Below are 23,153 nucleotides of genomic sequence, written 5' to 3'. Positions count from 1 at the left end.
GGCCCCCGCCACCGGCGTCAGCCGGCTTCCCGGCGGGCCAGCGCGCCGCTCGACCGGGTGACCAGCGCCGCGAGCAGGGCCGCTCCCAGCGGGACCAGGATCAGCAGTCCGGCGAGCGTGGCCCAGGGCACGGCGATCGGCACGTACAGCTCGGTGTCCTTCAGCGTGGCGTAGCCCATTTCGACTCCGTGCCGCATCAGGCGTTCCTGTTCGCGTTCCTGGGTGAGCCGCAGTCCGACCGCCGGCAGGATCCCGGCGGCCGAGCCGAGGACCACGCCCATCAGGGCGACCACCCCGCACTGGAAGCCGCTCAGGGTGCGCCGCACGCGCGGGGCCGCGCCGACCGCCGCGAGCGTCTTGAGGTCGGCCTCGGCGTCGGCCTGGGCGAGGCCGGTCGCGATGCCGGCCGCGCCGATGGTGACCAGGCCCGCGAAGACGGTGAGGACGAGCACGCCGAGGGTGCTCTCCGTCTTGTAGCCCTCCTCGATGCTGAGGTGGGCGTCGGCGCCCATCCGGTCGATCTCCCCGTCGAGCTTCTGCCGTTGCTCGCCGGTGGCCGGGCCGTCGAGGCTGAAGTAGGCGCCGACGGGGGCCGTGGCGAGCCCCGCCGCCTTGGCGGCGGCCGGCGGTACGACGAGGCGGATGCCCCAGCCCTCGTCCGGGCGGGGGGCCGTGTGCACGGCGAGCGCCTTGTCCTGGCCGGGTATCTCGGCGTTGTTGGCGGACGCCTCGTCGACGGCCGCCTGGTCGGTGACGACCCGCAGGGTGACCTTGCCGTCCTTCACGGCGCGCGGGTCGAAGGAGACGGCCCGGCCGTTCTTGAGGGCGGCGGTGGAAGCGGGGTCGGTGACCGCGAGGACGGTCATCAGCTTCTCGTCGGCGATGACGACGTCGGTGGACGAGAAGAACGTGCGCGGTGCGCAGCGCGGATCCTTGCGCAGCTCGCGGGCCTGCTCCGCGGTGAAGGAGTCGCTCCCGCCCGGGGCGTCGAAGAGCGGGCAGCGCTGTTCCTTCGGGGTGATGAGTTCGACGCGTCCGCAGCCCGGGTCGGAGGCGCGCGTCTCGCAGTTCGGGTTGCCGACCACGAACCGCTCCACGTCGGCCCGTACGGCGACCGGCAGCGTCCTGGTGAGGGTCTCGCGCAGGGCCGGGACGTCCTTGTGGCCGCTGTTGTCGGCGGCGGTCAGCGTGCCGGCGTCGGCGGGGAGTTGGGCGACGTACTCGTGCCGGGCCTGGATGTCACGGCTGTGCTCGTACGTGGAGACCGCCACGGTGCCGGCGACGGCGGCCAGCACGGCGGCCACGGCCGGCGCCGTGCGCCCCCGGTTGCGGACGGCGTCGCGCAGCGCGAGGCGCGGCGAGAGCGGCAGCCATCGCCCGAGCCGCCCGAACAGGCCGACGAGGACCGGCGTGAGGGCGACGACGCCCAGCTCGGCGATGGCGCTGCCACCGGCGACGACGGTCGCACTGACCCGGTAGTTCGCTCCGTACAGGACGAGCGCGGCGCCCCCGGCCACGGCCACGAGGCCGATGACGGGCAGCACCCGGTTGGCGCGGCGGACGCCGCGGCGCCCGGTCAGGGAGGCCAGGACGGTCTGTCGGGACGCGGTGACGGCGGGTACGACCGCCGCGAGGAGGCCGGTCAGCACGGCGAGCAGGGCGATGCCGAGGAGCTCCAGCGGGCGGACGTCGAAGCCGCCGAAACGGGCGCCGAGCTGCTCCTCCAGTACGGGCCTCAGCCCGACGGTGAGGGCCACGCCGATCGCGGTGCCGATGACGGCCGCGGCGGCGCCGATGACGAGGCCCCCGGAGAGCACGACGGCCCGGATGTGCCGCCGGTCGCCGCCGTTCGCGCCGAGCAGCCCCAGCTGGCGGCGCGAGCGCCGGGCGCCGACCGCGAAGGCGGGACCGGCGAGCAGGCACACCTCCAACATGGTCAGGCCGACGACGGTGGCCACGATGGCCCGCTCGGTGACGCTGCCACCCGAGCCGGGCTGCTCGAACCGTTCCTTCGGTTCCTGCCGGAACAGCGGGACGTCGGCGTCGGCGGGCGGGTCCAGGGTCACGGCGCGGGAGAGCACGAGCGCGCCCTTGGTGTTGGCCTCCTTGACCATGTTCCACGTGAAACCGTCGCCGCCGACCGAGACCAGGTACGAGGTCCGGGGGGACACCCCGGGCGCCCCGGTGGCCTGGAGGGCCTTGTCCAGCGGGGTGATCAGGGTGCCGGGGAGGGCGAGCAGCTCCACGGCCTTCAGCGAGGAGGGCAGCTCGTACGCCCCCACGACCTTGTACGAGACCGGTGAGCCGCGCGGGGTGACCGAGGAGCCGACGTACAGCCCGGACGCCTTCAGGAAGGCGTTGGTGGCGACGATCTCCCCGGGTCCGTCGGGCAGCCGGCCGCGGTCGAGGGCGACGATGCCCCGGGTCAGCGGGTCGTGCACGTCCAGCTCGCGCAGGTCGGTGGCGAGGATGCCGTGCGCGGTGTGCACCTTGGAGTGGCCGGAGGTGTCCTGGACGGCCTTGGCGCCCGTCGGGATCGTGGACTTCAGCGGGGGCAGTTCGGGCTGCTTGCCGGGCCGGTGGGCGTCGTAGCCGCCGACCGGCGCGTAGCGCTCGCCGTCCGGGTGCTGGAACAGGGGGGCGTCGAGGTGGGCCTCGCCGATCCGGGCGTCGGCGGCGCCGAGCTGACGGGTCAGGGTCTGTTCGGGCGAGAGCTCGCCGCTGCGCAGGGTGAGGTCGGCGGCGCTCACGCCGATGATCGGCAGGGCGATCATCGACAGCACGAGGGCGCTGCGGCCCTTGGCGCGCCAGGCGTCGCGGCGGGCGATGCGCAGGGCCGCGGCCCAGGGGTGGTACCAGGAGCTGAGCGGGGAGGTCACAGGCCGGCCGCCCGCTCCGTGAGCAGCGAGTCGGCGCCGCTGCGCAGGGTCTCGTCGACGACGGTGCCGTCGCGCAGGAAGACGACGCGGTCCGCCCAGGCGGCGAAGCGGGGTTCGTGCGTGACCAGGATCCCGGCCGCGCCCGCGTCGCAGCGGTTGCGCAGCAGCGCGAGCACGGATTCGCCGGTCTCGGAGTCGAGGGCGCCGGTGGGTTCGTCGGCGAGCACCAGTCGGCGGTCGCCGACCAGGGCGCGGGCGATGGCGACGCGCTGTTGCTGGCCGCCGGACATCTCGTCGGGGAAGCGGTGGGCGAGCTGGGCGAGGCCCATCTCCTCCAGCGCGGCGACCGAGGCGACGCGGGCCCTGCGGGCGGACACCCCGTCGAGTTCGAGGGGCAGCGCCACGTTCTCTGCCGCGGTGAGGGCCGGTATCAGGTTGTAGTCCTGGAAGACGTAGCCGATGCTGCGCCGGCGCAGTGCGGCGAGCTGCTTGCGGCTCGCGGTGGTGATGTCGACGCCCTCGACGACGACCCGGCCGCTGGTGGGTGTGTCGAGGCCGCCCGCGAGGGTGAGCAACGTGGATTTTCCGGATCCTGACGGGCCCATCACGGCGACGAGTTCGCCGGGGCGGACGCTGAGGTCGATCCCGCGCAGGGCGTGCACCTCGGTGGCGCCGCTGCCGTGGGTGCGGACGAGCCGGTCGAGCTGGAGCACGGGTCGTTCGTGGTGCTGGTCGGGCATGAGGGTTCCCCCTTGGAACGGTGGTCAGCCCCGCCGCGGGCGGGCGGTGCGGGGCCGGCCGGCGGTGGCGCCGGCCGCGGGCTCGGTGGCGTCGGCCTGCGCCGGGGCGGGCTCGGCGGGTGTCCGGCGGGTCTGCGCGGCGAGCCGTACGAGCCGTGCTTCGGAGTGGTCGAGCCAGCGCGCCTCGGCCTCGGTCTGGAAGATCAGCTGCTCCAGCACCAGCAGCCAGGCGAGGTCGTCGCGTTCGTCGGCCTCCCCGCTCTCGATGGCGCCCAGGGCCCGGGCCTTGAGCCGGGTGTAGTCCTGCATGGCCTGGACGGTGGCGTGCCGCTGGGACTGGATCACGGCGCGGATGTCCACTCCGGGGGCGCCGACGGCCATGGCGAGCTTGATGGACAGCTCGTCGCGGGGCGGGTTGGTGCGGTCGACGGGGCGCTCGTACCACTGGCGCAGTTCGGCGCTCCCGGTGTCGGTGATGACGTAGAGGGTGTGTCCGGCCGCGTCCTCGCCGCCGGGGGCGACGAGTCCGTCGCGCTCCAGGCGGGCGAGCGTGGTGTACACCTGCCCGACGTTGAGCGGCCAGGTGGAGCCGGTGCGGGATTCGAACTCGGAGCGCAGTTGGGAGCCGTAACGGGGCCCCCGTTCCAGCAGGGCGAGAAGCCCGTGGCGAATCGACATACTCAGTATGTATACCGAGTATGCCCTCGATCGCAACAATCCCCGGAGCGGGCCCGGGGGCGGCCGGGTGCGGTCGGGAGGTGGTCCGGGCGCCGTCGGGCGACGGTCAGCGGCCGCGCCGCAGCCGCATCCCCATGAAGCCGAGACCCAGTCCCATCAGGGCCAACCCGGTGCCGAGCGGCAGCATGTGGGCGGCCAGATCCGCGGCCCGCTCGTTCGGGCCGGTGCCGATCGCGGTGACGGAGGAGGGTGTGCTCGGCACGGCGTGCGGCTGCGGCTCGGGGGCCACCTCGGGAGGGACGGCCGGCTCCGCGGGCGGCTGCGCGGGGCGTACGGGGTGCTCGGGGCGGGCCGGCCGGACGGGGTGGGCGGGCCGCACCGGACGCGGGACCCGGGCCGGCTCGACGGAGGCCGGCTCGGCGGCGGGCCGGCCGGGGCGTTGTCGGCCCTCGCCCGCGGCGCTGCCGGCGAGTTCCCCGGAAGGCCCTCCCGGCACGTCCGTCGTCCGGGCGGTGACCGTGGCCGCGACGGCGCCGGGGGCGGCGCTCGCGGGCGCCGTGACCAGCAGCGCGGCGGCGACCGCCGCTCCGGCCGCCCAGTGCGGGACGCGCAGGCGTTGAGTCACGGGTGGCCCCTCCCGTTCCGGGTGACCGTGGAAGCGGAAACCGAGATCCGGTGATGCGGAAGACCGAGGACAGAGCGGTGGAGCGAGCAGGCGGACGCGCGGACGGGCGAACGGGCGGCGGAGCGGGCGGACCGCACGGCGGCAGGTCCGAGCTCAGATTTACATAGTGGGGCAAAAGCGGCATCCCGGGCCGCCCATCGGGGTGGCCCGGGATGCCGGGTGTGTCGCGCGGGGCCGTCCGGGAGGCCCGGGCGGCCTCCTCCTACTGCGGGTTGCCGCTGGAGACGACCAGCTTGAACTCCGTGTCGTCCTTCGCCACGTCGTCACCGGCCGCGGGCAGCTGCTCCAGGACGGTGTCCTGGCCGTAGACGGCCTCGTCCCGCATCTCGATCTCGTAGCGCCAGCCGGCGGCCTGGAGGCACTCCTTGACCGAGCGGAGGTTCTTGTACCGCAGGTCCGGCGCGATGACCTTGTTCGCGTCCTTGTAGGCCTTCGTCGGCTTCTTGCACTTCTCGACGTCGATGGTGCGCGAGGTGTCCGGCCCCTTGAAGCCCGCCTTGGCACTGCCCGACGCGGACGCGGAGGTGGACGCGGACGGCTCGGGGCCGGCCTGCGGGTCCTCGTCCTTGCCGTTCATCGAGATCGCCGTGATCAGACCGCCGACGGCCAGCAGGGCCACGACGACCGCGCCGATCACGACGGAGGTGTTCCGCTTCCCGCCGCTGGAACCGGCCGGGCCCGGGCCGCCCGTGTGCGACGGGGAGATCGTGAACGGCGCCGGGGTCTGCGGGGCGTACTGCTGCTGGGCCGGCGGCGGCGTGTGCGGGTACGCGTACCCGCCCTGGTGGTGCTGCGGCGCCGGCGTCGGCGCGTACGGGGACGGCGTCGGGGTCTGCGGGGCCTGGTAGGGCTGCTGGAGCGACTGCGGCGGCGGGGCCTGGAACCCGGAGTCGACGGGCGGGAACACGGCGGAGCCCACGCCCGCGCCGCTGCCCCCGGTGACGGCGCCGGGCACGATCGCGGGCGCCCCCGTCCCACCTGCCGACAGCACCCGCAGCAGGTCGTCGCGCATGGCGGCGGCCGTGGGGTAGCGCTCGTTCGGGTTCTTCTTCAGCGCCCGGGCGACCAGCGCGTCCATCGCGGGGGTGACCGACCGGTTGATGGTCGACGGAGCCACCGGCTCCTCCTGCACGTGCGCGTACGCGATGGCCAGCGGCGAGTCCGCGTCGAAGGGGATCCGTCCGGTCAGCAGTTGGAAGAGCATGATGCCGACCGAATACAGGTCGGAACGCGCGTCCACGCCACGGCCCAGCGCCTGCTCCGGGGAGAGGTACTGCGGGGTGCCGACGACCATGCCGGTCTGCGTCATCGAGGTGACGCCCGACTGCATGGCGCGGGCGATGCCGAAGTCCATCACCTTGACGACGCCGCGCTTGGTCATCATCACGTTGCCGGGCTTGATGTCGCGGTGGACCAGGCCCATCTCGTGGCTGGTCTCCAGCGCGGCCAGGACGTCGGCCGTCACCTTCAGCGCCCGCTCCGCGGGCATGGCGCCGTACTGGCGGATGTCCGCCTCCAGGGCGGAGCCCAGAGGCTGACCTTCCACGTATTCCATGACGATGTAGGGCATCACGGTGCTGTCGCCGCCGGAGGACCCGCCGAAGACGACCTCGCCCTCGCCCGTGTCGAAGACCGAGACGATATTGGTGTGCGACAGTTTCGCAACAGCCTGCGCCTCACGGCGGAACCGCTCGCGGAAGGACGCCTCACGCCCCAGTTCGCTGTGCAGGGTCTTGATCGCAACCTGCCGGTCGAGGGCGGAGTCGTACGCGAGGTAGACCGACGCCATGCCGCCCTCACCCAGCAAATCCCTTAGCTGGTAACGGCCACCGGCCAGAGAGCCGCCTGCGTACCGGCCCTGTGTGCCGTCCTGGCTCATGACTGTTGCTTCCCCTCGGGCTGCTTCCCCACGCGTCCGGCTGAGCGCGCGTGGCGCCCAGTCTGCCGGAGGGCAAGCACACGTCAAGCCGGGTACCCGTTCCGTGACCGTGGGGGGACGGGGTGCCTTTGTCCGAACGGCGACCGGTTGCGAGGCTGTAGCGTTCGTCGGAGCACCCGATGAGGACCCGATAGAGGACCCACCGCTAGAGCGGACGAGAGAGACGACGGCGAGGACTGATGGCACCCGAACCCGAGGGAAACGGCGCCGGGATGGCTGACGGTCCTGAGCATTGGGGCGCGGGCGGCATCGTCGGGGACGGCCGCTACCGGCTGACCCACCGCCTGGGCCGCGGCGGCATGGCCGAGGTGTTCGCCGCCGAGGACGTGCGCCTGGGCCGCACCGTCGCCGTGAAGCTGCTGCGCGCCGACCTCGCCGAGGACCCGGTGTCCAAGGCCCGGTTCACGCGCGAGGCGCAGTCGGTCGCCGGTCTCAACCACCACGCGGTCGTCGCCGTGTACGACTCGGGCGAGGACCGGGTCGGACCGAACGTCGTCCCCTACATCGTGATGGAGCTCGTCGAGGGCCGCACGATCCGCGACCTGCTGATCAGCGCCGAGGCCCCCGGGCCCGAGCAGGCCCTGATCATCGTCTCGGGCGTGCTGGAAGCCCTCGCGTACTCCCACCAGCACGGCATCGTGCACCGTGACATCAAGCCCGCGAACGTCATCATCACCAACACCGGCGCGGTGAAGGTGATGGACTTCGGCATCGCCCGCGCCCTGCACGGCGCGCAGTCGACGATGACCCAGACCGGCATGGTCATGGGCACCCCGCAGTACCTGTCGCCCGAACAGGCCCTCGGCAAGGCCGTGGACCACCGCAGCGACCTGTACGCGACCGGCTGCCTGCTCTACGAACTCCTCGCGCTGCGGCCCCCCTTCACCGGGGAGACCCCGCTCTCGGTGGTCTACCAGCACGTGCAGGACGCCCCGGTGCCGCCTTCGCAGCTGCCCGAGGGCGGTTCGATCCCGAAGGAACTCGACGGCCTGGTCATGCGGTCGCTCGCGAAGGACCCGGACGACCGGTTCCAGAGCGCCGAGGAGATGCGCGGGCTCGTCCAGTACGCGCTCCAGATGCTCCAGGAGCAGGGCGCGAACACCGGTACCTGGAACACGGGTCCGGTCACCATGTCCCTCCCGCACGGCCAGCCGGGCTCGCCCACCACGGCGATGCAGCCGAACGGCAACGGGGGCCAGTACCCCTCGCACTCCACGACCTCGCAGTTCCAGCAGCCGATGGTGCCGCCGCTGAACCCGGACGACGGGTCCGCGTTCCCCGGCGGTCCCGGCGGTCCGGGCGGCGGGCAGGGCGGCTACGGCGGCTACGACGAACGCCCGCGCGGCGGCGGGCGCTGGAAGATGATCCTCTTCGCCCTGCTCGCGGTGCTGGCCATCGCGGGCGGCGTGGCGTACGCGGTCAAGAACTTCGGCGACGGCAGCAACAACAAGGAAAAGCCCCCGGGCGTGAACCAGAGCTCGCCGGGTGCCTCGGAGAGCAAGTCCGGGGAGACCAGCCCGGAACCCTCGTCGAGCCCGTCGGCGCCGTCGACGTCGAAGACGTACGAGGAGACGTACGCGCCGAACCCGACGAAGAGCAACAAGTTCACGCAGAGCACGGGTCCGACGGCGAGCGCGAGCACGAGCCCGAGCGCGTCGGAGAGCAAGAGCCCGCCGGTGGATCCGACGCCTCCGACGAAGGAGCCCCCGACGAAGGAGCCTCCGACGAAGGAGCCTCCGACGAAGGAGCCGTCCGTCCCCGTCACGGGGGACCCGGTCAACCCGGCGGGCTAGGCACCTTCCGGAACACCGTTAAGGGCCCTGCGGAATCAATTCCGCCGGGCCCTTTCGCGTACTCCGCGCGAGGCGGACGTTCCGTCCGATGATCACAGTGCGTGTTGGTACTGCCGTTCCTGTCGGCTCATGTTCCCGGCCAGGGTGTGCACGGTGACGAGTTGCGGCTCGATGCGCATGTAGACCGGGTCGAAGACCGCCCCGTCCACGAAATGCGGGCCCGGACCGAATAGTTCCAGTTCCGCGTTGGTCGGTTCGACGATCTGTGCGGTTCCGGTGAACTGCACCGACCACAGGCGGTCGTCGGGGGAATTGAAGTTGTCCGCCCCGTACGAAACGACACTGCCGTTGCAGGCCTGGTGATAGCCGAAACCGGCGTGCATTCTCAGTACGACCTTGCCGTTCACCACGATGTGGCGGGCGAGCGCGAGGAAGGGCAGCGCGCGCATGCTGGTGGCGACCCGGCCGTAGGGCACGCGGCGCAACAGTTCGATGGCGTGGAGTTCCTCTGGGGACATGCGACCACTCTCCGACACCGACAGGGCGTCGGGAAAGAGGATCCAGCCCCGATGATCGGGGACGTTGGTCCCGAATGGGTCCGGTGCTCCCCGGGCAGCGCCGGCCGTACCGGGCGCCCCCCGAGCGCCCCGATCCCCCCTGGCATCCCACCGGCGGGATCGTCACCCTGCGTCATGCCCGCAGCGCCGGACGTGCGGACGTACGGACGGACGCACGGAAGGCGCCCGCACGCGCGACGGCGGGCTAGGCGCGCTTCTCCGCCTGCAGGCGGGCCACGTACGCGGCGGCCTGGGAGCGGCGTTCCATGCCGAGCTTCGAGAGCAGGCTGGAGACGTAGTTCTTGATCGTCTTCTCGGCCAGGTGGAGCCGCTCGCCGATCACCCGGTTGGTCAGGCCCTCGCCGATCAGGTCGAGGATCTTGCGCTCCTGCTCGGTGAGGTTGGAGAGCCGGTCGTCGCCCTTGCCGTTCTTGCCGTCGCGCAGCCGCTCCAGCACCCGCGCGGTCGCGACGGGGTCCAGCAGCGACTTGCCGGCCGCCACGTCCCGTACGGCGCTCAGGAGCTCGTTGCCGCGGATCGCCTTGAGGACGTAACCGGAGGCGCCGGCCATGATCGCGTCGAAGAGGGCCTCGTCATCGGCGAACGAGGTCAGCATCAGGCACTTGATGTCCTCGTTCTGCGAGCGCACCTCCCGGCACACCTCGACGCCGCTGCCGTCCGGGAGCCGCACGTCGAGGACGGCGACGTCGGGGCGGGTCGCCGGGATGCGCACCAGCGCGTCCGCGGCGGTACCGGCCTCGCCGACGATCTCGATGTCGTCTTCGACCGACAACAGCTCATGAACACCCCGACGTACCACTTCGTGGTCGTCCAGGAGGAATACCTTGATTTTTCCGTCTTCGCGCACGAAGTCAGTTTCACACACTCACCCCTTCCCTGCCGGAGTTACCCGGGATAACGTGCCGTTGTTCCGGCCCCCTGCAAGGCTGTGACCAGTGGTTGTTCGCGCTCCCGCCGATTTACTTGGATATCCAAGCAAAATCGCAGGTCAAACGGGGTTTCGCGGTTATACGGCGCACTGGGTAACGTGCATTGCGCAGGGCACTCGCCGGGGCACCTGTCACGCCTGAATCCCGTACTCGACGCGCACCCACCCCGTGCGCGGGTACAGATGCAGGTGAGCCGCACTGGACCCCGGAGAACCCGGGTGCCGGACCGACGGAGGAGCACACGTGACCGTGGAGAGCACTGCCGCGCGCAAGCCGCGACGCAGCAGCGGCACCAAGCGGGCAGCCGGCGCGGCGAGCGCCCGCAAGACCGCCGCCGCCACCGCACAGCCGCACGACGCCGAGCCTCAGCTCGTACAACTGCTGACGCCCGAAGGAGAACGGGTCGAGGTCGCGGACAATCCGGACCTCGCGGAGTTCGCGCCCTTCGTCGCGGACATCACCACCGACGACCTGCGCGGGCTGTACCGCGACATGGTCCTGACCCGCCGCTTCGACGGCGAGGCGACCGCCCTCCAGCGCCAGGGCGAGCTGGGCCTGTGGGCCTCGCTGCTCGGCCAGGAAGCGGCGCAGATCGGCTCCGGCCGGGCCCTGCGGGACGACGACTACGTCTTCCCGACCTACCGCGAGCACGGCGTGGCCTGGTGCCGCGGGGTCGACCCGACCAACCTGCTCGGCATGTTCCGCGGTGTGAACCACGGCGGCTGGGACCCGACGGTCAACAACTTCCACCTGTACACGATCGTCATCGGCTCGCAGACGCTCCACGCGACCGGCTACGCCATGGGCGTGGCCAAGGACGGCGCCGACTCGGCGGTCATCGCCTACTTCGGCGACGGCGCGTCCAGCCAGGGCGACGTCGCGGAGGCCTTCACGTTCTCGGCCGTCTACAACTCGCCGGTCGTGTTCTTCTGTCAGAACAACCAGTGGGCGATCTCCGAGCCCACCGAGCGCCAGATGCGCGTGCCGCTCTACCAGCGCGCGCAGGGCTTCGGCTTCCCCGGCGTCCGCGTCGACGGCAACGACGTCCTGGCCTGCCTCGCGGTCACCCGCTGGGCGCTGGACCGGGCGCGCCGCGGCGAGGGCCCGACCCTGGTCGAGGCGTTCACGTACCGCATGGGCGCGCACACCACCTCGGACGACCCGACGAAGTACCGGCGCGACGAGGAGACCGCGGCCTGGGAGGCGAAGGACCCGATTCTGCGCCTGAAGGCCCACCTGCTGGCCTCCGGGGGCGCCGACGAGGCGTTCTTCGCGGAGCTGGAGGCGGAGAGCGAGGTTCTCGGCAAGCGCGTGCGCGAGGTCGTACGGGCCATGCCCGACCCCGACACGATGGCGATCTTCGAGAACGTCTACGCGGACGGGCACGCGCTCGTCGACGAGGAGCGGGCGCAGTTCGCCTCGTACCTCGCGTCCTTCGAGGGTGGGGAGTGACCACCATGGCCATCGAAAAGATGTCGATCGCGAAGGCGCTCAACGAGTCGCTGCGCAAGGCCCTGGAGACGGACCCCAAGGTCCTGATCATGGGTGAGGACGTCGGCAAGCTCGGCGGCGTCTTCCGCATCACCGACGGACTGCAGAAGGACTTCGGCGAGGAGCGGGTCATCGACACCCCGCTCGCCGAGTCGGGCATCGTCGGCACCGCCATCGGTCTGGCCCTGCGCGGCTACCGGCCGGTCGTGGAGATCCAGTTCGACGGGTTCGTCTTCCCCGCGTACGACCAGATCGTCACGCAGCTCGCGAAGATGCACGCCCGCGCCCTCGGCAAGATCAAGATGCCGGTCGTCATCCGCATCCCGTACGCGGGCGGCATCGGCGCCGTCGAGCACCACAGCGAGTCCCCCGAAGCGCTGTTCGCGCACGTCCCGGGCCTCAAGGTGGTCTCGCCGTCGAACGCGAGCGACGCCTACTGGATGCTCCAGCAGGCGATCCTCAGCGACGACCCGGTGATCTTCTTCGAGCCGAAGCGACGCTACTGGGACAAGGGCGAGGTCGATGTCGAGGCCATCCCCGGCGAGCTCCACAAGGCGCGCGTCGCCCGCTCCGGCACCGACATCACCCTGGCCGCCTACGGTCCCATGGTGAAGGTCTGTCTGGAGGCCGCCGCGGCGGCCGCCGAGGAGGGCAAGTCGGTCGAGGTCGTGGACCTGCGCTCGATGTCCCCGGTCGACTTCGACGGGCTCCAGGCCTCCGTGGAGCGCACCCGCCGGCTCGTGGTCGTCCACGAGGCGCCGGTGTTCCTGGGCATGGGTTCCGAGATCGCCGCCCGCATCACGGAGCGCTGCTTCTACCACCTCGAAGCGCCGGTCCTGCGCGTCGGAGGCTTCCACGCCCCGTACCCGCCGGCCCGCCTGGAGGACGAGTACCTGCCCGGCCTGGACAGGGTGCTCGACGCCGTCGACCGCTCCCTGGCGTACTGAGGAGAGCCCCGATGACGATCCGCGAATTCAAGATGCCCGACGTGGGCGAGGGCCTCACCGAAGCCGAGATCCTCAAGTGGTACGTCCAGCCCGGTGACACCGTCACCGACGGGCAGGTCGTCTGCGAGGTCGAGACGGCGAAGGCGGCCGTGGAGCTGCCGATCCCCTTCGACGGGGTCGTGCACGCCCTCCTCTTCGAGGAGGGGACCACGGTCGACGTCGGCCAGGTCATCATCTCGGTGCGGACCGGTGCCGACGCCGGTGCGGACGAGGCGGCCCCGGTCGCCGAGGCCCCCGTGGCCGCCGCCGTCGCGACGGGCTCGGAGGCCGCCGCGGCCGCCGAGCCGGAGCCCGCGGCGCGCCAGCCCGTCCTCGTCGGGTACGGCGTGTCCACGGCCTCCACCAAGCGGCGCCCCCGCAAGGCCGCCGAGGGCGCGCCCTCGCGCAACGGCACCGCTCCGGCCCCGGCGGCTCCCGCCGCGGTGGCCGTCGCCGTCGCCGTACCGGCGCAGCCGACGGGCGAGCGCCCGCTGGCCAAGCCGCCCGTGCGCAAGCTCGCCAAGGACCTCGGCATCGACCTCGCCGCGGTGGTCGCCACCGGTGAGGGCGGCGTCGTGACCCGTGAGGACGTGCACGCCGCGGCCGCCGCGGCGATCACCCCGCAGGTCGTGGCCCCGGCACCCGTGGCGGCCCCGGCCGCACAGGCCGCGCCGGCCCCCGCCGTCGCGGTCGCCGTGGACGCCTCGGCCCGCGAGACCCGCGTCCCGGTCAAGGGCGTCCGCAAGGTCACCGCCCAGGCCATGGTCGGCTCCGCGTTCACCGCCCCGCACGTCACCGAGTTCATCACCCTCGACGTGACCCGGACGATGAAGCTGGTCACCGAGCTCAAGGCCGATCCCGACCTGGCCGGGCTGCGGATCAACCCGCTGCTCCTCATCGCCAAGGCCGTCCTCGTGGCGATCCGCCGCAACCCGGACGTCAACGCGTCCTGGGACGAGGCGGCCCAGGAGATCGTGCTCAAGCACTACGTCAACCTCGGGATCGCCGCGGCGACCCCGCGCGGCCTGATCGTCCCGAACATCAAGGACGCGCACGCCAAGACGCTGCCGGAGCTCTCCGAGGCCCTTTCGTCGCTGGTCGCCACGGCCCGCGACGGCAAGACCTCCCCGGCCGACATGCAGCACGGCACCATCACCATCACCAACGTCGGCGTCTTCGGCGTCGACACCGGTACGCCCATCATCAACCCCGGCGAGTCCGCGATCCTCGCGGTCGGTGCGATCAAGCTCCAGCCGTGGGTCCACAAGGGCAAGGTGAAGGCCCGTCAGGTCACCACCCTGGCGCTGTCGTTCGACCACCGACTGATCGACGGCGAGCTCGGCTCCCGCTTCCTGGCCGACATCGCGGCGGTCCTGGAACACCCGCGCCGGCTCATCACCTGGTCGTAGACCGGGCGCGCACCGATCCGCCGAGGGCCGGTCCTCCCCAGGGGAGGCCGGCCCCCGGCGCGTCAGCGAGCCGCGGGCCCCGGCCCGCAGGCGTACGGAAAACCCCTGGTGGGAGGGCGTCCACCATGTGATCATCACCCCGATGACATTCCGCGCTGCCACAGCAGACCCCGCAGACCTCGACCGCGCCCTCGCCTTCACGGCCCACGGCCCCGTCGAGGCGCTCACCCCCGACCGCATCCGCGAGGAACTCGCGGCAGGACAGTTCCGCCCCGAGTGGATCTGGTTCGCCGAGGACGACAACGGCGAGGTCCTCGCCCGCGCCCTCTGGTGGGGGCGGGCCGACAGCGAGCGGCCCGTCGCCCTCGACTGCCTCCAGGTCCGCGCGGACGTCGCCGACCCGGCCGCGGTCACCGCCGGCCTGCTGGCCGCCGGGCACGCCGCCTTCGGCAAGGCCCCCCTGCACAACATCTCCCTGCCCCGCGACTGGCGCGCCGACCCGGCGCTCGTCGAAGCCGTGGCCTGGCGCCGGGAGGCCACCCGACGGGCCGGCCTGACGCAGGAGGTCGAGCGGCTGCGCTACGAGTGGACGCCCGCCGCCGGAACCCCCGAGCCCACCGGCCGGCTCGTCTTCCGCGAGGGCACCGACGAGGAGTTCCTCGACGTCTTCGCCCGGCTCTCCCGCGGCAGCCTCGACCTGAACACCCAGCAGGAACTCGCCACCATGACGGAGGAGGAGTTCGCCCGCGCCGACTTCGCCTACTACCTCGACTGCCCCGGCGAACGCTCCTGGTGGCGCCTGGCCCACCTTCCCGACGGCACCCTCGCCGGGATGGCGATCCCCTCCGCGACCCCGTACCACCGCAACGTCGGCTACCTCGGCGTCGTCCCCGAGCAGCGCGGCAAGGGCCTGATCGACGAGGTCCTCGGCGAGATCACCCGCTTCCACGCCGCGGCGGGCGCCGAGCGCGTCACCGCGACCACCGACGTGGTGAACGTCCCGATGGCCGCCGCCTTCGACCGGGGCGGCTACGAGGTCACCGAGATCCGCCTCGTCCTGGAGGAGCCCGCCGGGGCGTGAGCCCCGCCGACCGCGTGAACGCGCGGCCCGGGCGCGGTAGCCTCCGCCCGGGAAAGGGGGTCCGCGTGCCCATCACCGAGTTGCAGGTGTACTCCGTCGAGCGGGCCGACGTCACGGGCGGCGTGTGCCTCGTACGGTGCCTCGGCGGCGCCGCCCGCCCCGGGCAGGTGTACGCCGCCGGGGAAGCGCGCCTCGGGCTGCGCCGGATAGAGGCCGCCGGACTGACCGTCCCCTTCGTCGGTGGCGGCCGCGTCGCGCGGGTCCACCTCACGGGCCCGATGGTCGCGCTGCTCACCCGCGGCCAGGTGCTCACCTCGGTGCCGCCCGACGGGCACGCCCTGGCGGAACTGGAGGCCTGGCTGGCCACCGGGCCGCCGCTGCTGGAGGAGCCGCACCCCCGAACCCTGCGGGCCCTGGCCGGCGCGCGGATGCAGGACGAGGACCTGCCGGACGGGGTCCGTCTGCGCTGGGGCCGGATCGCGCTGACCGCCGGCTACCGCTGCGCCGAGGCGGAGGGCGTGCCCGACCTCGCGCGGGGCTCGGAGCTGGCCGCCGTCCGCAGCTACCTGATCCGCCGGTTCGGGCCCGGGCCCGGCGGTGACCCGGCGGCCCTGTGCCGGGAACTGCTGGAGCTGATCGACCTCGCCCCGGGGGAGGCCGCCGCACTGGCCGTCGGCTGGCGCGACCTGCCGCCCGAGCGGATCCTGCACCTGCGCCGCATCAAGAGCCTGATCGCGTGGATGGTCCTCGTACGCCCCTTCCTGCCGGCCGACGACCCCTTGGCGGAGGCCGTCGACGCCTGGTCGCGGGTGCGCGCGGCCCTGCCGTAGCCGCGGGCGGGGCGCCCGGCGGGCTTCACCCGGCGGGGGCGGTCACCGCCAGGGGATGTTGAGCCAGGGGCTCGCCGGATCGGTGGTCAGCGTCAGGTGCGTGGCGAGCGAGGACGCGTACCACTCGCCGAACTCCTCCTCGTCGAAGTGCAGGCAGCGCCCGAGCAGGTACCCGGCGGAGAGTTCCGCCCAGGACCGGTAGCTGCCGCGGGCCGCCTCGCCCGCCCTGAGGACGGACCGCTCGGTGTCCTCGACGGTGCAGTAGCGGGCGCCCAGGCCCCAGCGGGCCATCTGCGAGGCGCGGCCGTGGTCCCAGCCCGCGACGGAACGCACCCATCCGCCCTCGGGGAGCAGCCCGTCGGCGCGGAAGCGCTGCTCGTAGCGGGCGATCCGGCCGATCAGCCGCTGCACGCCGGCTATCTCCCCTTCGAGCTCGGCGACGGGACGCGGCTCGGCGACGGTCACGCCCTCCGGGGTCAGCTTCGGCTCGACGGCCTGCTCGGCGCTGCGGCGCAGCCCGTACTCGACGGCGTGCCGCCAGTGCTCGACGTCGACGGGACCCGCGAAGTCGGAGGCGAGCATCCGGCGCACGCGCAGCGCGAACTCCCACACGGGGCTGACGACCTCGGCGTTCTGCATGCGCCGCAGCACGTCGAACCAGCCCGAGGCGTCCGTGATCCCCCAGGAGCCGCGCAGGCGCTCGCGCTCGCGGGTGTAGCCCTTGCCGTGGTAGCCGAGGGCGTTCCAGAACTCCCCGTTGAGGACGGAGAGGTGGGCCCCCACGGCCAGACCGTGCGCGACGGGTCCGTGCAGCGGCCCGCCGGTGTGCAGGGCGTGCACGGCGCCGGGCTGCGGACCCCAGGTGGTGGCGGCGTCCCAATGGGCCCGCCAGCGGGCGCGGTCGGCGGGCGTGGTGGTGAGGTACGCCTCGGCGGGCGTTCCCGGGTTCACGGCGAGGTGGGCCGGGTCCCGCTCGTCCCAGGCGTTCGCGAACCAGGCGAGGCTCTGGCGCAGGAAGACGGTGTCGGCGTCGGGTGCGGGCAGCATGCCCCGCGTGTAGACGGCGAGGCTGCCGTCGTGGGGGGACGGGTGGAAGCGGGCCTGGCGCGGATCGGCGTCGACCCGGGCGCGGGACTGCGGGAGGAACAGCTCCGCCCGGGCGAGGGCGTCGAGGTAGCCGGGCCAGTCGCCGCGCTCCTTGGCCCCGTACAGTTCCCTCTCGATCGCGCTCGGCGCGGTCCAGCCAGTCATACCGGGACCCTATACGGACGTCCCGGGACGTTGCGGGGCGGATCCGGAACGGTTCGCGGGCCGGTGCGGAAGCTCAGATCCCGCTCTGAATCCGGCTCCCGCGGGGTTGGCGCGACCGCCGCGGGGACATCTCCCGGACACGGCGCGCGCACGCCGGGGGAACGGGATCGGGAACGGGGGACGGGGATGGGGATGGGGACGAGGTCGGGAACGGGGTCGGGGTCGGGATCGGGCGGGTGCGGAGCGGACGGGTACGAGGCGGACGTGTACGGACTGGCCCGGCTGGCGGGCGGGCCGCACCGGGTGGCCGAGGTCGCCCTGCTGCGGCTGCGGGAGCGGGGCCTCGTGCGGGTCATGGGTTCCCGGGTCCGGGCGGAGGCCCCGGCCGGCGTCGGGAGCGCTCCCGTGGAGCGGGCCCTGACGGAGCTCTGCCCGCGCGGGGCGAGCCTGGCGATGGTGCTGGCGGAGCTGGCCCGGGGCCCCGAGGTGGCCCGGATCGGGCAGGACCTGCGCGCGGCCGGGCTGCTGGGCCGCGTCCGGCCGAACCGGCCGACCGCCGCCGGGCGGCGGATGGTGGAGCGGGCCCGGCGGAGCCGCGCCTGGCCCCCGTACGTCTTCGGCGGGTCGCCCGTGCTGCCGGACCGGCTGCTGCGCCGGGCCCTCGCGCAGGCGCAGCCCCCGCCGGCCGGCTTGGGCAAGGCCCTCGTCCGGATGGGCAGGGCCCTGGACCGGGCGGAGGACCGTCACGACGGGTCGGGCGACGGCGGGGACGGCGGCCACTCCTGCGGCGGGGACGGCGGTGGCGGTGGCGGGGGTGGCGACTGAGGGTTCCGGGCGGGCGCCGGCTGGGCTGCACGTCTGACGGTGCATCACCTGAGGGTGACGGCATCGCCGCCGGTCAGGGCGGTGCGTACGCCGGTTGCGCGGCGTGTCCCCGGGAGTGGTGGACGCGCTGCGGTTGCGGGGTCCGGCGGGGTGCCGCTACGTGGACCGGGACACGTCCCATGTCGCCGTAGGTCCCCGCCGGACAGGAGAGATCCGTTGCGCCGCTCCACGCGCTTCACCCGCCACGCCGTCCCCGCCGTCCTCTGCACCGCCCTGCTGGTCGCCTCCCCCGGCCTCGCGACCGCCGCCGACGTCCCCGCGCGCCCGCCGGTCGCGGCGCCGGCCGAGCCCGGGTCGAAGTCGATCCCCGGCACCGAGGCGCTGCTCGCGCAGATCCAGCAACTCGGCACCGTCGCGGGGGTGTTGCAGCCCGTGACCGATCTCCTCGCCGCCGTCTTCAAGTCCGCCGACGGCAAACTCCCCGAGGCGGACGTGGCCGCCTTCAGGGCGAAGATCGACACGGCCCTCGCCGACCTGAGGAAGAACCTCCCGCCCGCCCCCGCCGTTCCGGCCCCGCCGGTGGACGCCCCGAAGCTCCCGACCGATCCGCCGAAGCTGCCGGTCGCGGCTCCGGAGGTCCCGGTGGACGGTCCGAAGCTGCCCGTCGATGCGCCGAAGGCCCCGGCGGACGGTCCGAAGCTGCCGGTCGCGGCTCCGGAGGTCCCGGTGGACGGTCCGAAGCTGCCCGTCGATGCGCCGAAGGCCCCGGCGGACGCCCCGAAGCCGCCCGTTGCCGCACCGCAGGTCCCGGTCGTCGCACCGCAGGTTCCCGTCGCCGGGACCAAGGTGCCGCCCGTGCCGGCGCGGGCCTTCGCCGGGCCGCTCGACGTGATGACGGCGTCCGTCGACAAGCTCAAGGAGTCCGTCGACGGACTCCTCAGGACGGCCGGTGCCTGCGGCTGTTCGACCGATGCCAAGGCCAAGGCCACCGACGTCCTGACCAGCCTGGTCGCCGCGCTCGTCGCGCTCCTCACCGGCCTCGGCCTGCCCGGCCTCCCCCCGCTCCCCGTACCGGTTCCGGTCCCCTAGGGCCTGTCGTCACATTCCCGTCCGCCTCGCGGCGTCCGGGCGACGACGCTGCCCCGCGCGCGCCCGCACAGGGTCTCCCCGCCGCGGGGTCCGGCACGCGCGCCGGGCCTTCGCCGCACGGCCCTGCCGGCACGCGTCAGAGCGCTCCCCGGGCGGCCTGAGCCGCCTCCAGCAGTGCCACGTCCGCGGCGTCCTTCGGGCGCCGGGGGCGGCCCGGTATCCACACCGGGGTCATGCGTTTGATCTCGATCTGCGCCGCCGGGGAGACCACCGGGCACTCCAGCGCGCCCAGCCGCCCCGGCTCCGCCATGTCCAGCATTCCGGCGGGCCACGGCGTTCCCGCCCAGGGGCCGCCCGCCACCACGACCCGGCCGTCCGCGTCCCGGTCGATCAGCGCGAAGCTGAGTTCCTCGCCGTCCCGTACGAGGTCCAACTGCTGGGCGTCGGACCGCAGGACCTCGTACCCGCGGGCGACGAGCGGTCCGGTCAGCCGGCCGGCGTCCCGTGACCGGGCGAACCAGTCGACGTCCTCGTGCTCGCGGGTGATCCGGCCGAGCCAGAAGTCCATGGCCCAGCCGCCCCGGAGCCAGACCTCCACGCCGAGTCCGAGCACCTCGGCGATCATCGTCAACTGGCGTCGCGCACGCGGGTCGTTCATGTGATCACCGTACGACCCCCGTGCCACCGAGCGACCGTGCGGACCCCCTTGACGGGGTTCCGCGGCGGGGAGACGTTCAGGGGTCTCGCATCCGAACGCGCGCAGCCGGGGGGCCGCCATGCCGCAGGAGTCCGTCCAGACCGTGGGGGAGCTACGGGCGCAGCTCGCGGCGTGCGGGGCGAGGTGGTCCGTCGGCGAGCACCTGGCGGACACGGATCCCGTGCCGCGGCCCGCGCTCGGTCTGGAGCCGGGGGTGCACCTGACCCGGGCGGCGGAGGCCGCCCCCGTCGACCTGCGGGCGCTCGTCGGGCACGCGAGCGGCAATCCGGACGTGACCCGGCGCAGGGCCGCGCACGGGTTGCTGCCCGGCGCGGCGGGGAGCGCCGGGCCGGGCGGCGGGCGACCCGTCTCCGTGGACTGGCGCAGTCGCTGGGGGAGGCCGTGGCTGACCCGGGTGAAGGACCAGAACCCGTGCGGATCCTGCTGGGTGTTCGGGGCGGCCGCGCTGGTGGAGTCGATGGCGCGGATCGAGCACGGGGTGTGGGCCGAGCGTTCCGAGGGGGACGTGCACGACGGGATGAAGTCGGCCTGCGGACAGGGCGGCGACCCGGAGACCGCACTGCACTGGATCCGGACGAACGGGGGCCTCGCGGACCCGGACTGCTGGCCGTACGGCACACCGCCCCCGGGCCTGCCCGCCGAGCGGCGGGAGGCATGGAGGGCCGAGTACACGCCGAGCTGGGACCGGTCGGGGCGGACCGTGCGGATCACCGAGCACGTACGGCTCGGCGACGTCGAGCAGCAGAAGGTGTGGCTGGACACGGTCGGACCGCTGACGGCCTGCTTCGACGTGTACGACGACTTCTTCGGGCTCGGCGCCGGCGTCTACCACCGCACCAGCGACCGCCTCGCGGGCGGCCACTGCGTGCTGATCGTCGGCTACGACGACGCGGCGGGCTGCTGGCTGTTCCGGAACTCCTGGGGGCCCGGCCACCACGTCGGCGGCTACGGCCGGATCGCGTACGGCGATTCCGGCATCGACGACTGGGCCAAGTGCGGCCTGCACGGCACGAACATCGACCCCTGGAGCAAGCGCCGGCTGCACACGGGCAACATCTACGAGAGCGGCAACGGCCGGGCCCACCGCAACTTCGAGATGGCCGCGACCGCGGGCGGGGGCCGGCTGCGGCACTGGTGGCGCGACGGCGACGCCCCCCACTCCTGGTCCCGGGCGGAGACGTTCGCGCACGACGCGTCCGGCCAACCGGCCTTCACCGGCACCACCTACAACCGGAACATGGAGTCCCTGCACGTCACGACGGGCGGCAGGCTGCGCCACTGGTACTTCGAGCAGGCCGTCCGGGTCTGGCGCGACGGCGGTGCCTTCGGTCCGGGCGACGCGGCCGTCGGTTCGACCCCGGCGTTCATCCAGAGCGACTACGGCAAGCCGGGGAACTTCGAGGTGGTCGTCCGCACCGCCGACGGCCGGCTGAACCACTGGTGGCGGATCAACGGCGCCCCCTGGACCTGGAACGACGGCGGCCGGTTCGCGCCCGGCACCGCCCACTTCGGTCCCGCCCTGATCCAGACCCGGGGCCGCCGGCTGGACCTCGTCGCGGCCCGCGCCGACGGCCGGATGCAGCTGTGGTGGCGGGACGACGGAAACGGCTTCGTGTGGCGGCCGGGCGAGGTGTTCGGCGGCGGCATCACCTCCGCGCCCTGCCTGATCGAGGGCCAGCACGGGGCCGCGGACGAGGACACCGCGGGGAACTACGAGCTGTGCGCGGCCCGCGGCGACGGTCGGGTGGAGCACTGGTGGCGGGGGAACGCGGCCGGCGCGGGCTGGATCCGGGGCGCGGTCTTCGGGCATGACGTGCTGGCCGTCACCGGGATGCTCCAGGGCAGCTTCGGGTTCAACCTGGAGGCCGTCGTGCTGCGCACCGACCGGTTGCTCCAGCACTACTGGCGCGACGGTTCGGGCTGGCACGAGGGCCAGGTCATCGGCCCGGCGTGAGGACCCGGTGCTGGAGGGCCTCCAGCGGTCCCCGGTCGAAGCGGCGCAGCCACAACCACGAGCCGGCTACCAGGGTCAGGGAGACGGCCGCCCACAGGCCCATCACCCACCAGGGGCCGGTGTCGGCGAAGCGGGTGGCGAGGCCGAGCCCGATGCCGTAGCAGAGCAGGACGCAGAGCAGGTTCTGGGCGACGTAGCAGGACAGGGCGGTACGGCCGACCGAGCCGAGGGCGGTCACCAGCGGCTTCGGCAGCCACAGCCGGTCGAGGGCGATGCCGATGAGCCCGATGTAGCCGACGGCGACGAGCGGGGCGACGCCGTAGCGGCCGACGGCGAAGAAGTCGCCGCCGCCGAGGGTGGTCGCGACGGTCAGGGGAAGGCCGAGGCCCAGGCCCCAGCCGGCCATCCGGGTCCGGACGCGGCGGCCCGCGTCGCTCGCGGTGAAGGCGCCGGCGCGGTGCAGGCGGACCCCGAGCAGGAAGAGGAACACCAGCAGCCCGAAGGAGAAGACGGGTTCGATGCGCAGGGCGGCGAAGTTCTCCAGCCGGAAGGCGACCTGGTCGAACCAGCTCCCCTCGGCGTAGAGGGCGACGACATCGGGGTCGAGGCCACCGGAGCCGGAGCCGGACGTCCGGGAGCCGTCCTGCGATCCGCCCGTCAGGGCGAGGGTCAGCAGCGACACCATCACCAGGTGCAGCGCCCCGGCCGTCCACATGGCCCGGCGCCGGACCTTCTCGGAGCGGGCCAGCAGCCAGGCGACGAGGAGGGCGGTGAGCGCGTAGCCCATCAGCACGTCCCAGGCGAAGACGAGCAGGAAGTGGACGGTGCCCTCCGCGAAGAGGAAGGCGGCCCGCCGCCAGTACCGGCCGGGCCACGGGTTGCCGCGACGGGCCGCGGAGTCGTACTGGATGGCCAGGCCGACGCCGAACAGGATCGTGAGCAGGGCCAGGAACTTGCCGTCGGCGAGGGCGCGGAACACCGTCTCGGCGATGTCGGCGGCGGACGGGTCGGACAGCGGGTCGGCCGAGGTGAGGCCGCCCGTGAGGACGCCCCACTCGGAGCCGGGGGAGGTGAAGATCCAGACGTTGGTCATGAGGGTGCCGAGGATGGCGGCGCCGCGCAGGACGTCGAGGAGGGGCAGCCGCGCGGTCGCGCGCCGCGCCGGGGCGATCAGGGTGTCGGCCATGACTTCAGCGTCCCGGCGCGGAGGGCGTCGCACGTCGTGCCCGTGGACGACCGGCCGGTACATCCTTCGATGCAGCCGTGGCCGGGCCGCGTCCACATCCCGGACGGCCCCC

At 73.5% G+C, this 23,153-nt stretch carries 19 protein-coding genes; 9 read left to right on the top strand and 10 right to left on the bottom strand.

The annotated features are described in order from the left end of the window. Window positions 1–17: 17 nt before the first annotated feature. From ACFVS6_RS01160 to ACFVS6_RS01140, 5 genes are all read right to left on the bottom strand, one after another. Window positions 18–2,774, bottom strand: coding sequence for an FtsX-like permease family protein (locus tag ACFVS6_RS01160; protein ID WP_389700032.1), 2,757 nt, complete (start codon window positions 2,772–2,774; stop codon window positions 18–20). A gap of 101 nt (window positions 2,775–2,875) precedes the next feature. After that, window positions 2,876–3,619, bottom strand: a complete 744-nt coding sequence (locus ACFVS6_RS01155; RefSeq protein ID WP_389699862.1) for an ABC transporter ATP-binding protein — start codon at window positions 3,617–3,619, stop codon at window positions 2,876–2,878. A 24-nt stretch (window positions 3,620–3,643) separates the two neighbouring features. Further along, window positions 3,644–4,297 carry a PadR family transcriptional regulator gene (locus ACFVS6_RS01150; protein WP_389699861.1) on the bottom strand — a complete coding sequence of 218 codons (654 nt, stop codon included), beginning with the start codon at window positions 4,295–4,297 and terminating at the stop codon, window positions 3,644–3,646. Window positions 4,298–4,403: 106 nt separating this feature from the next. Beyond that, window positions 4,404–4,922 (bottom strand): hypothetical protein, encoded by a 519-nt coding sequence (locus tag ACFVS6_RS01145; RefSeq protein WP_389699860.1) that lies wholly within the window; start codon window positions 4,920–4,922, stop codon window positions 4,404–4,406. A 262-nt stretch (window positions 4,923–5,184) separates the two neighbouring features. Continuing rightward, window positions 5,185–6,861 carry a protein kinase gene (locus ACFVS6_RS01140; protein ID WP_389699859.1) on the bottom strand — a complete coding sequence of 559 codons (1,677 nt, stop codon included), beginning with the start codon at window positions 6,859–6,861 and terminating at the stop codon, window positions 5,185–5,187. Window positions 6,862–7,133: 272 nt separating this feature from the next. Between ACFVS6_RS01140 and ACFVS6_RS01135 the strand changes: the two genes are divergently transcribed. Continuing rightward, the gene (locus ACFVS6_RS01135) at window positions 7,134–8,714 is read left to right on the top strand and encodes a protein kinase (RefSeq protein WP_389699858.1); all 1,581 of its coding nucleotides are present in this window, start codon (window positions 7,134–7,136) and stop codon (window positions 8,712–8,714) included. 92 nt (window positions 8,715–8,806) lie between these two features. On the opposite strand, the gene ACFVS6_RS01130 is transcribed toward ACFVS6_RS01135, so the two are convergent. Both ACFVS6_RS01130 and ACFVS6_RS01125 read right to left on the bottom strand, forming a co-directional pair. After that, a complete protein-coding gene (locus ACFVS6_RS01130; protein ID WP_389699857.1) occupies window positions 8,807–9,232 on the bottom strand; it encodes a pyridoxamine 5'-phosphate oxidase family protein in 426 nt (141 codons plus the stop codon). Window positions 9,233–9,476: 244 nt separating this feature from the next. Then, entirely contained in the window at window positions 9,477–10,139 is a 663-nt protein-coding gene (locus tag ACFVS6_RS01125) for a response regulator transcription factor (RefSeq protein ID WP_030857586.1), read from the bottom strand. A 325-nt stretch (window positions 10,140–10,464) separates the two neighbouring features. Between ACFVS6_RS01125 and pdhA the strand changes: the two genes are divergently transcribed. The 5 genes from pdhA (at window position 10,465) to ACFVS6_RS01100 (ending at window position 16,018) form a co-directional block, all read left to right on the top strand. Continuing rightward, window positions 10,465–11,673, top strand: coding sequence for a pyruvate dehydrogenase (acetyl-transferring) E1 component subunit alpha (gene pdhA / locus ACFVS6_RS01120; protein WP_389699856.1), 1,209 nt, complete (start codon window positions 10,465–10,467; stop codon window positions 11,671–11,673). 5 nt (window positions 11,674–11,678) lie between these two features. Then, window positions 11,679–12,659, top strand: a complete 981-nt coding sequence (locus ACFVS6_RS01115; RefSeq protein WP_281210538.1) for an alpha-ketoacid dehydrogenase subunit beta — start codon at window positions 11,679–11,681, stop codon at window positions 12,657–12,659. An 11-nt stretch (window positions 12,660–12,670) separates the two neighbouring features. After that, window positions 12,671–14,107 carry a dihydrolipoamide acetyltransferase family protein gene (locus ACFVS6_RS01110; RefSeq protein WP_389699855.1) on the top strand — a complete coding sequence of 479 codons (1,437 nt, stop codon included), beginning with the start codon at window positions 12,671–12,673 and terminating at the stop codon, window positions 14,105–14,107. 142 nt (window positions 14,108–14,249) lie between these two features. Then, window positions 14,250–15,188 (top strand): GNAT family N-acetyltransferase, encoded by a 939-nt coding sequence (locus ACFVS6_RS01105; RefSeq protein WP_389699854.1) that lies wholly within the window; start codon window positions 14,250–14,252, stop codon window positions 15,186–15,188. Window positions 15,189–15,253: 65 nt separating this feature from the next. After that, window positions 15,254–16,018, top strand: coding sequence for a hypothetical protein (locus tag ACFVS6_RS01100; protein ID WP_389699853.1), 765 nt, complete (start codon window positions 15,254–15,256; stop codon window positions 16,016–16,018). Window positions 16,019–16,060: 42 nt separating this feature from the next. On the opposite strand, the gene ACFVS6_RS01095 is transcribed toward ACFVS6_RS01100, so the two are convergent. After that, window positions 16,061–17,269, bottom strand: a complete 1,209-nt coding sequence (locus ACFVS6_RS01095) for a DUF1266 domain-containing protein (RefSeq protein ID WP_389699852.1) — start codon at window positions 17,267–17,269, stop codon at window positions 16,061–16,063. A gap of 186 nt (window positions 17,270–17,455) precedes the next feature. Between ACFVS6_RS01095 and ACFVS6_RS01090 the strand changes: the two genes are divergently transcribed. Both ACFVS6_RS01090 and ACFVS6_RS01085 read left to right on the top strand, forming a co-directional pair. After that, on the top strand, window positions 17,456–18,094 hold the full coding sequence (locus ACFVS6_RS01090) for a TIGR04222 domain-containing membrane protein (protein WP_389699851.1): 639 nt from the start codon (window positions 17,456–17,458) through the stop codon (window positions 18,092–18,094). A gap of 216 nt (window positions 18,095–18,310) precedes the next feature. Then, window positions 18,311–19,183 (top strand): hypothetical protein, encoded by an 873-nt coding sequence (locus tag ACFVS6_RS01085; RefSeq protein WP_389699850.1) that lies wholly within the window; start codon window positions 18,311–18,313, stop codon window positions 19,181–19,183. A 136-nt stretch (window positions 19,184–19,319) separates the two neighbouring features. Here ACFVS6_RS01085 and ACFVS6_RS01080 read toward each other — a convergent pair whose 3' ends face one another. Beyond that, a complete protein-coding gene (locus ACFVS6_RS01080) occupies window positions 19,320–19,841 on the bottom strand; it encodes a nucleotidyltransferase domain-containing protein (protein ID WP_389699849.1) in 522 nt (173 codons plus the stop codon). A gap of 118 nt (window positions 19,842–19,959) precedes the next feature. On the opposite strand from ACFVS6_RS01080, the gene ACFVS6_RS01075 reads away from it, so the two are divergent. Then, the gene (locus tag ACFVS6_RS01075) at window positions 19,960–21,855 is read left to right on the top strand and encodes a C1 family peptidase (RefSeq protein ID WP_389699848.1); all 1,896 of its coding nucleotides are present in this window, start codon (window positions 19,960–19,962) and stop codon (window positions 21,853–21,855) included. Here the strand turns inward: ACFVS6_RS01075 and ACFVS6_RS01070 are convergent. Further along, entirely contained in the window at window positions 21,839–23,041 is a 1,203-nt protein-coding gene (locus ACFVS6_RS01070) for a DUF418 domain-containing protein (RefSeq protein WP_389699847.1), read from the bottom strand. The genes ACFVS6_RS01075 and ACFVS6_RS01070 overlap by 17 nt on opposite strands. Window positions 23,042–23,153 lie beyond the last annotated feature (112 nt).

This window comes from Streptomyces sp. NPDC057939 (genome assembly GCF_042887545.1).
Taxonomy (GTDB): domain Bacteria; phylum Actinomycetota; class Actinomycetes; order Streptomycetales; family Streptomycetaceae; genus Streptomyces.
The sequence above is the reverse complement of the archived record's forward strand: the minus strand, read 5'-3'. Positions and strand labels throughout refer to the sequence as shown.

Excerpts from the sequence above, each read along its gene's own strand:
- ACFVS6_RS01130 (WP_389699857.1), bottom strand. The coding sequence starts at position 9,232 with ATGTCCCCAGAGGAACTCCACGCCATCGAACTGTTGCGCCGCGTGCCC.
- ACFVS6_RS01090 (WP_389699851.1), top strand. The coding sequence starts at position 17,456 with ATGGGGATGGGGACGAGGTCGGGAACGGGGTCGGGGTCGGGATCGGGC.
- ACFVS6_RS01080 (WP_389699849.1), bottom strand. The coding sequence starts at position 19,841 with ATGAACGACCCGCGTGCGCGACGCCAGTTGACGATGATCGCCGAGGTG.
- ACFVS6_RS01070 (WP_389699847.1), bottom strand. The coding sequence starts at position 23,041 with ATGGCCGACACCCTGATCGCCCCGGCGCGGCGCGCGACCGCGCGGCTG.
- ACFVS6_RS01160 (WP_389700032.1), bottom strand. The coding sequence starts at position 2,774 with ATGATCGCCCTGCCGATCATCGGCGTGAGCGCCGCCGACCTCACCCTG.
- ACFVS6_RS01135 (WP_389699858.1), top strand. The coding sequence starts at position 7,134 with ATGGCTGACGGTCCTGAGCATTGGGGCGCGGGCGGCATCGTCGGGGAC.
- ACFVS6_RS01155 (WP_389699862.1), bottom strand. The coding sequence starts at position 3,619 with ATGCCCGACCAGCACCACGAACGACCCGTGCTCCAGCTCGACCGGCTC.
- ACFVS6_RS01140 (WP_389699859.1), bottom strand. The coding sequence starts at position 6,861 with ATGAGCCAGGACGGCACACAGGGCCGGTACGCAGGCGGCTCTCTGGCC.
- ACFVS6_RS01105 (WP_389699854.1), top strand. The coding sequence starts at position 14,250 with ATGACATTCCGCGCTGCCACAGCAGACCCCGCAGACCTCGACCGCGCC.
- ACFVS6_RS01095 (WP_389699852.1), bottom strand. The coding sequence starts at position 17,269 with ATGACTGGCTGGACCGCGCCGAGCGCGATCGAGAGGGAACTGTACGGG.
- ACFVS6_RS01075 (WP_389699848.1), top strand. The coding sequence starts at position 19,960 with ATGCCGCAGGAGTCCGTCCAGACCGTGGGGGAGCTACGGGCGCAGCTC.
- ACFVS6_RS01115 (WP_281210538.1), top strand. The coding sequence starts at position 11,679 with ATGGCCATCGAAAAGATGTCGATCGCGAAGGCGCTCAACGAGTCGCTG.
- ACFVS6_RS01150 (WP_389699861.1), bottom strand. The coding sequence starts at position 4,297 with ATGTCGATTCGCCACGGGCTTCTCGCCCTGCTGGAACGGGGGCCCCGT.
- ACFVS6_RS01110 (WP_389699855.1), top strand. The coding sequence starts at position 12,671 with ATGACGATCCGCGAATTCAAGATGCCCGACGTGGGCGAGGGCCTCACC.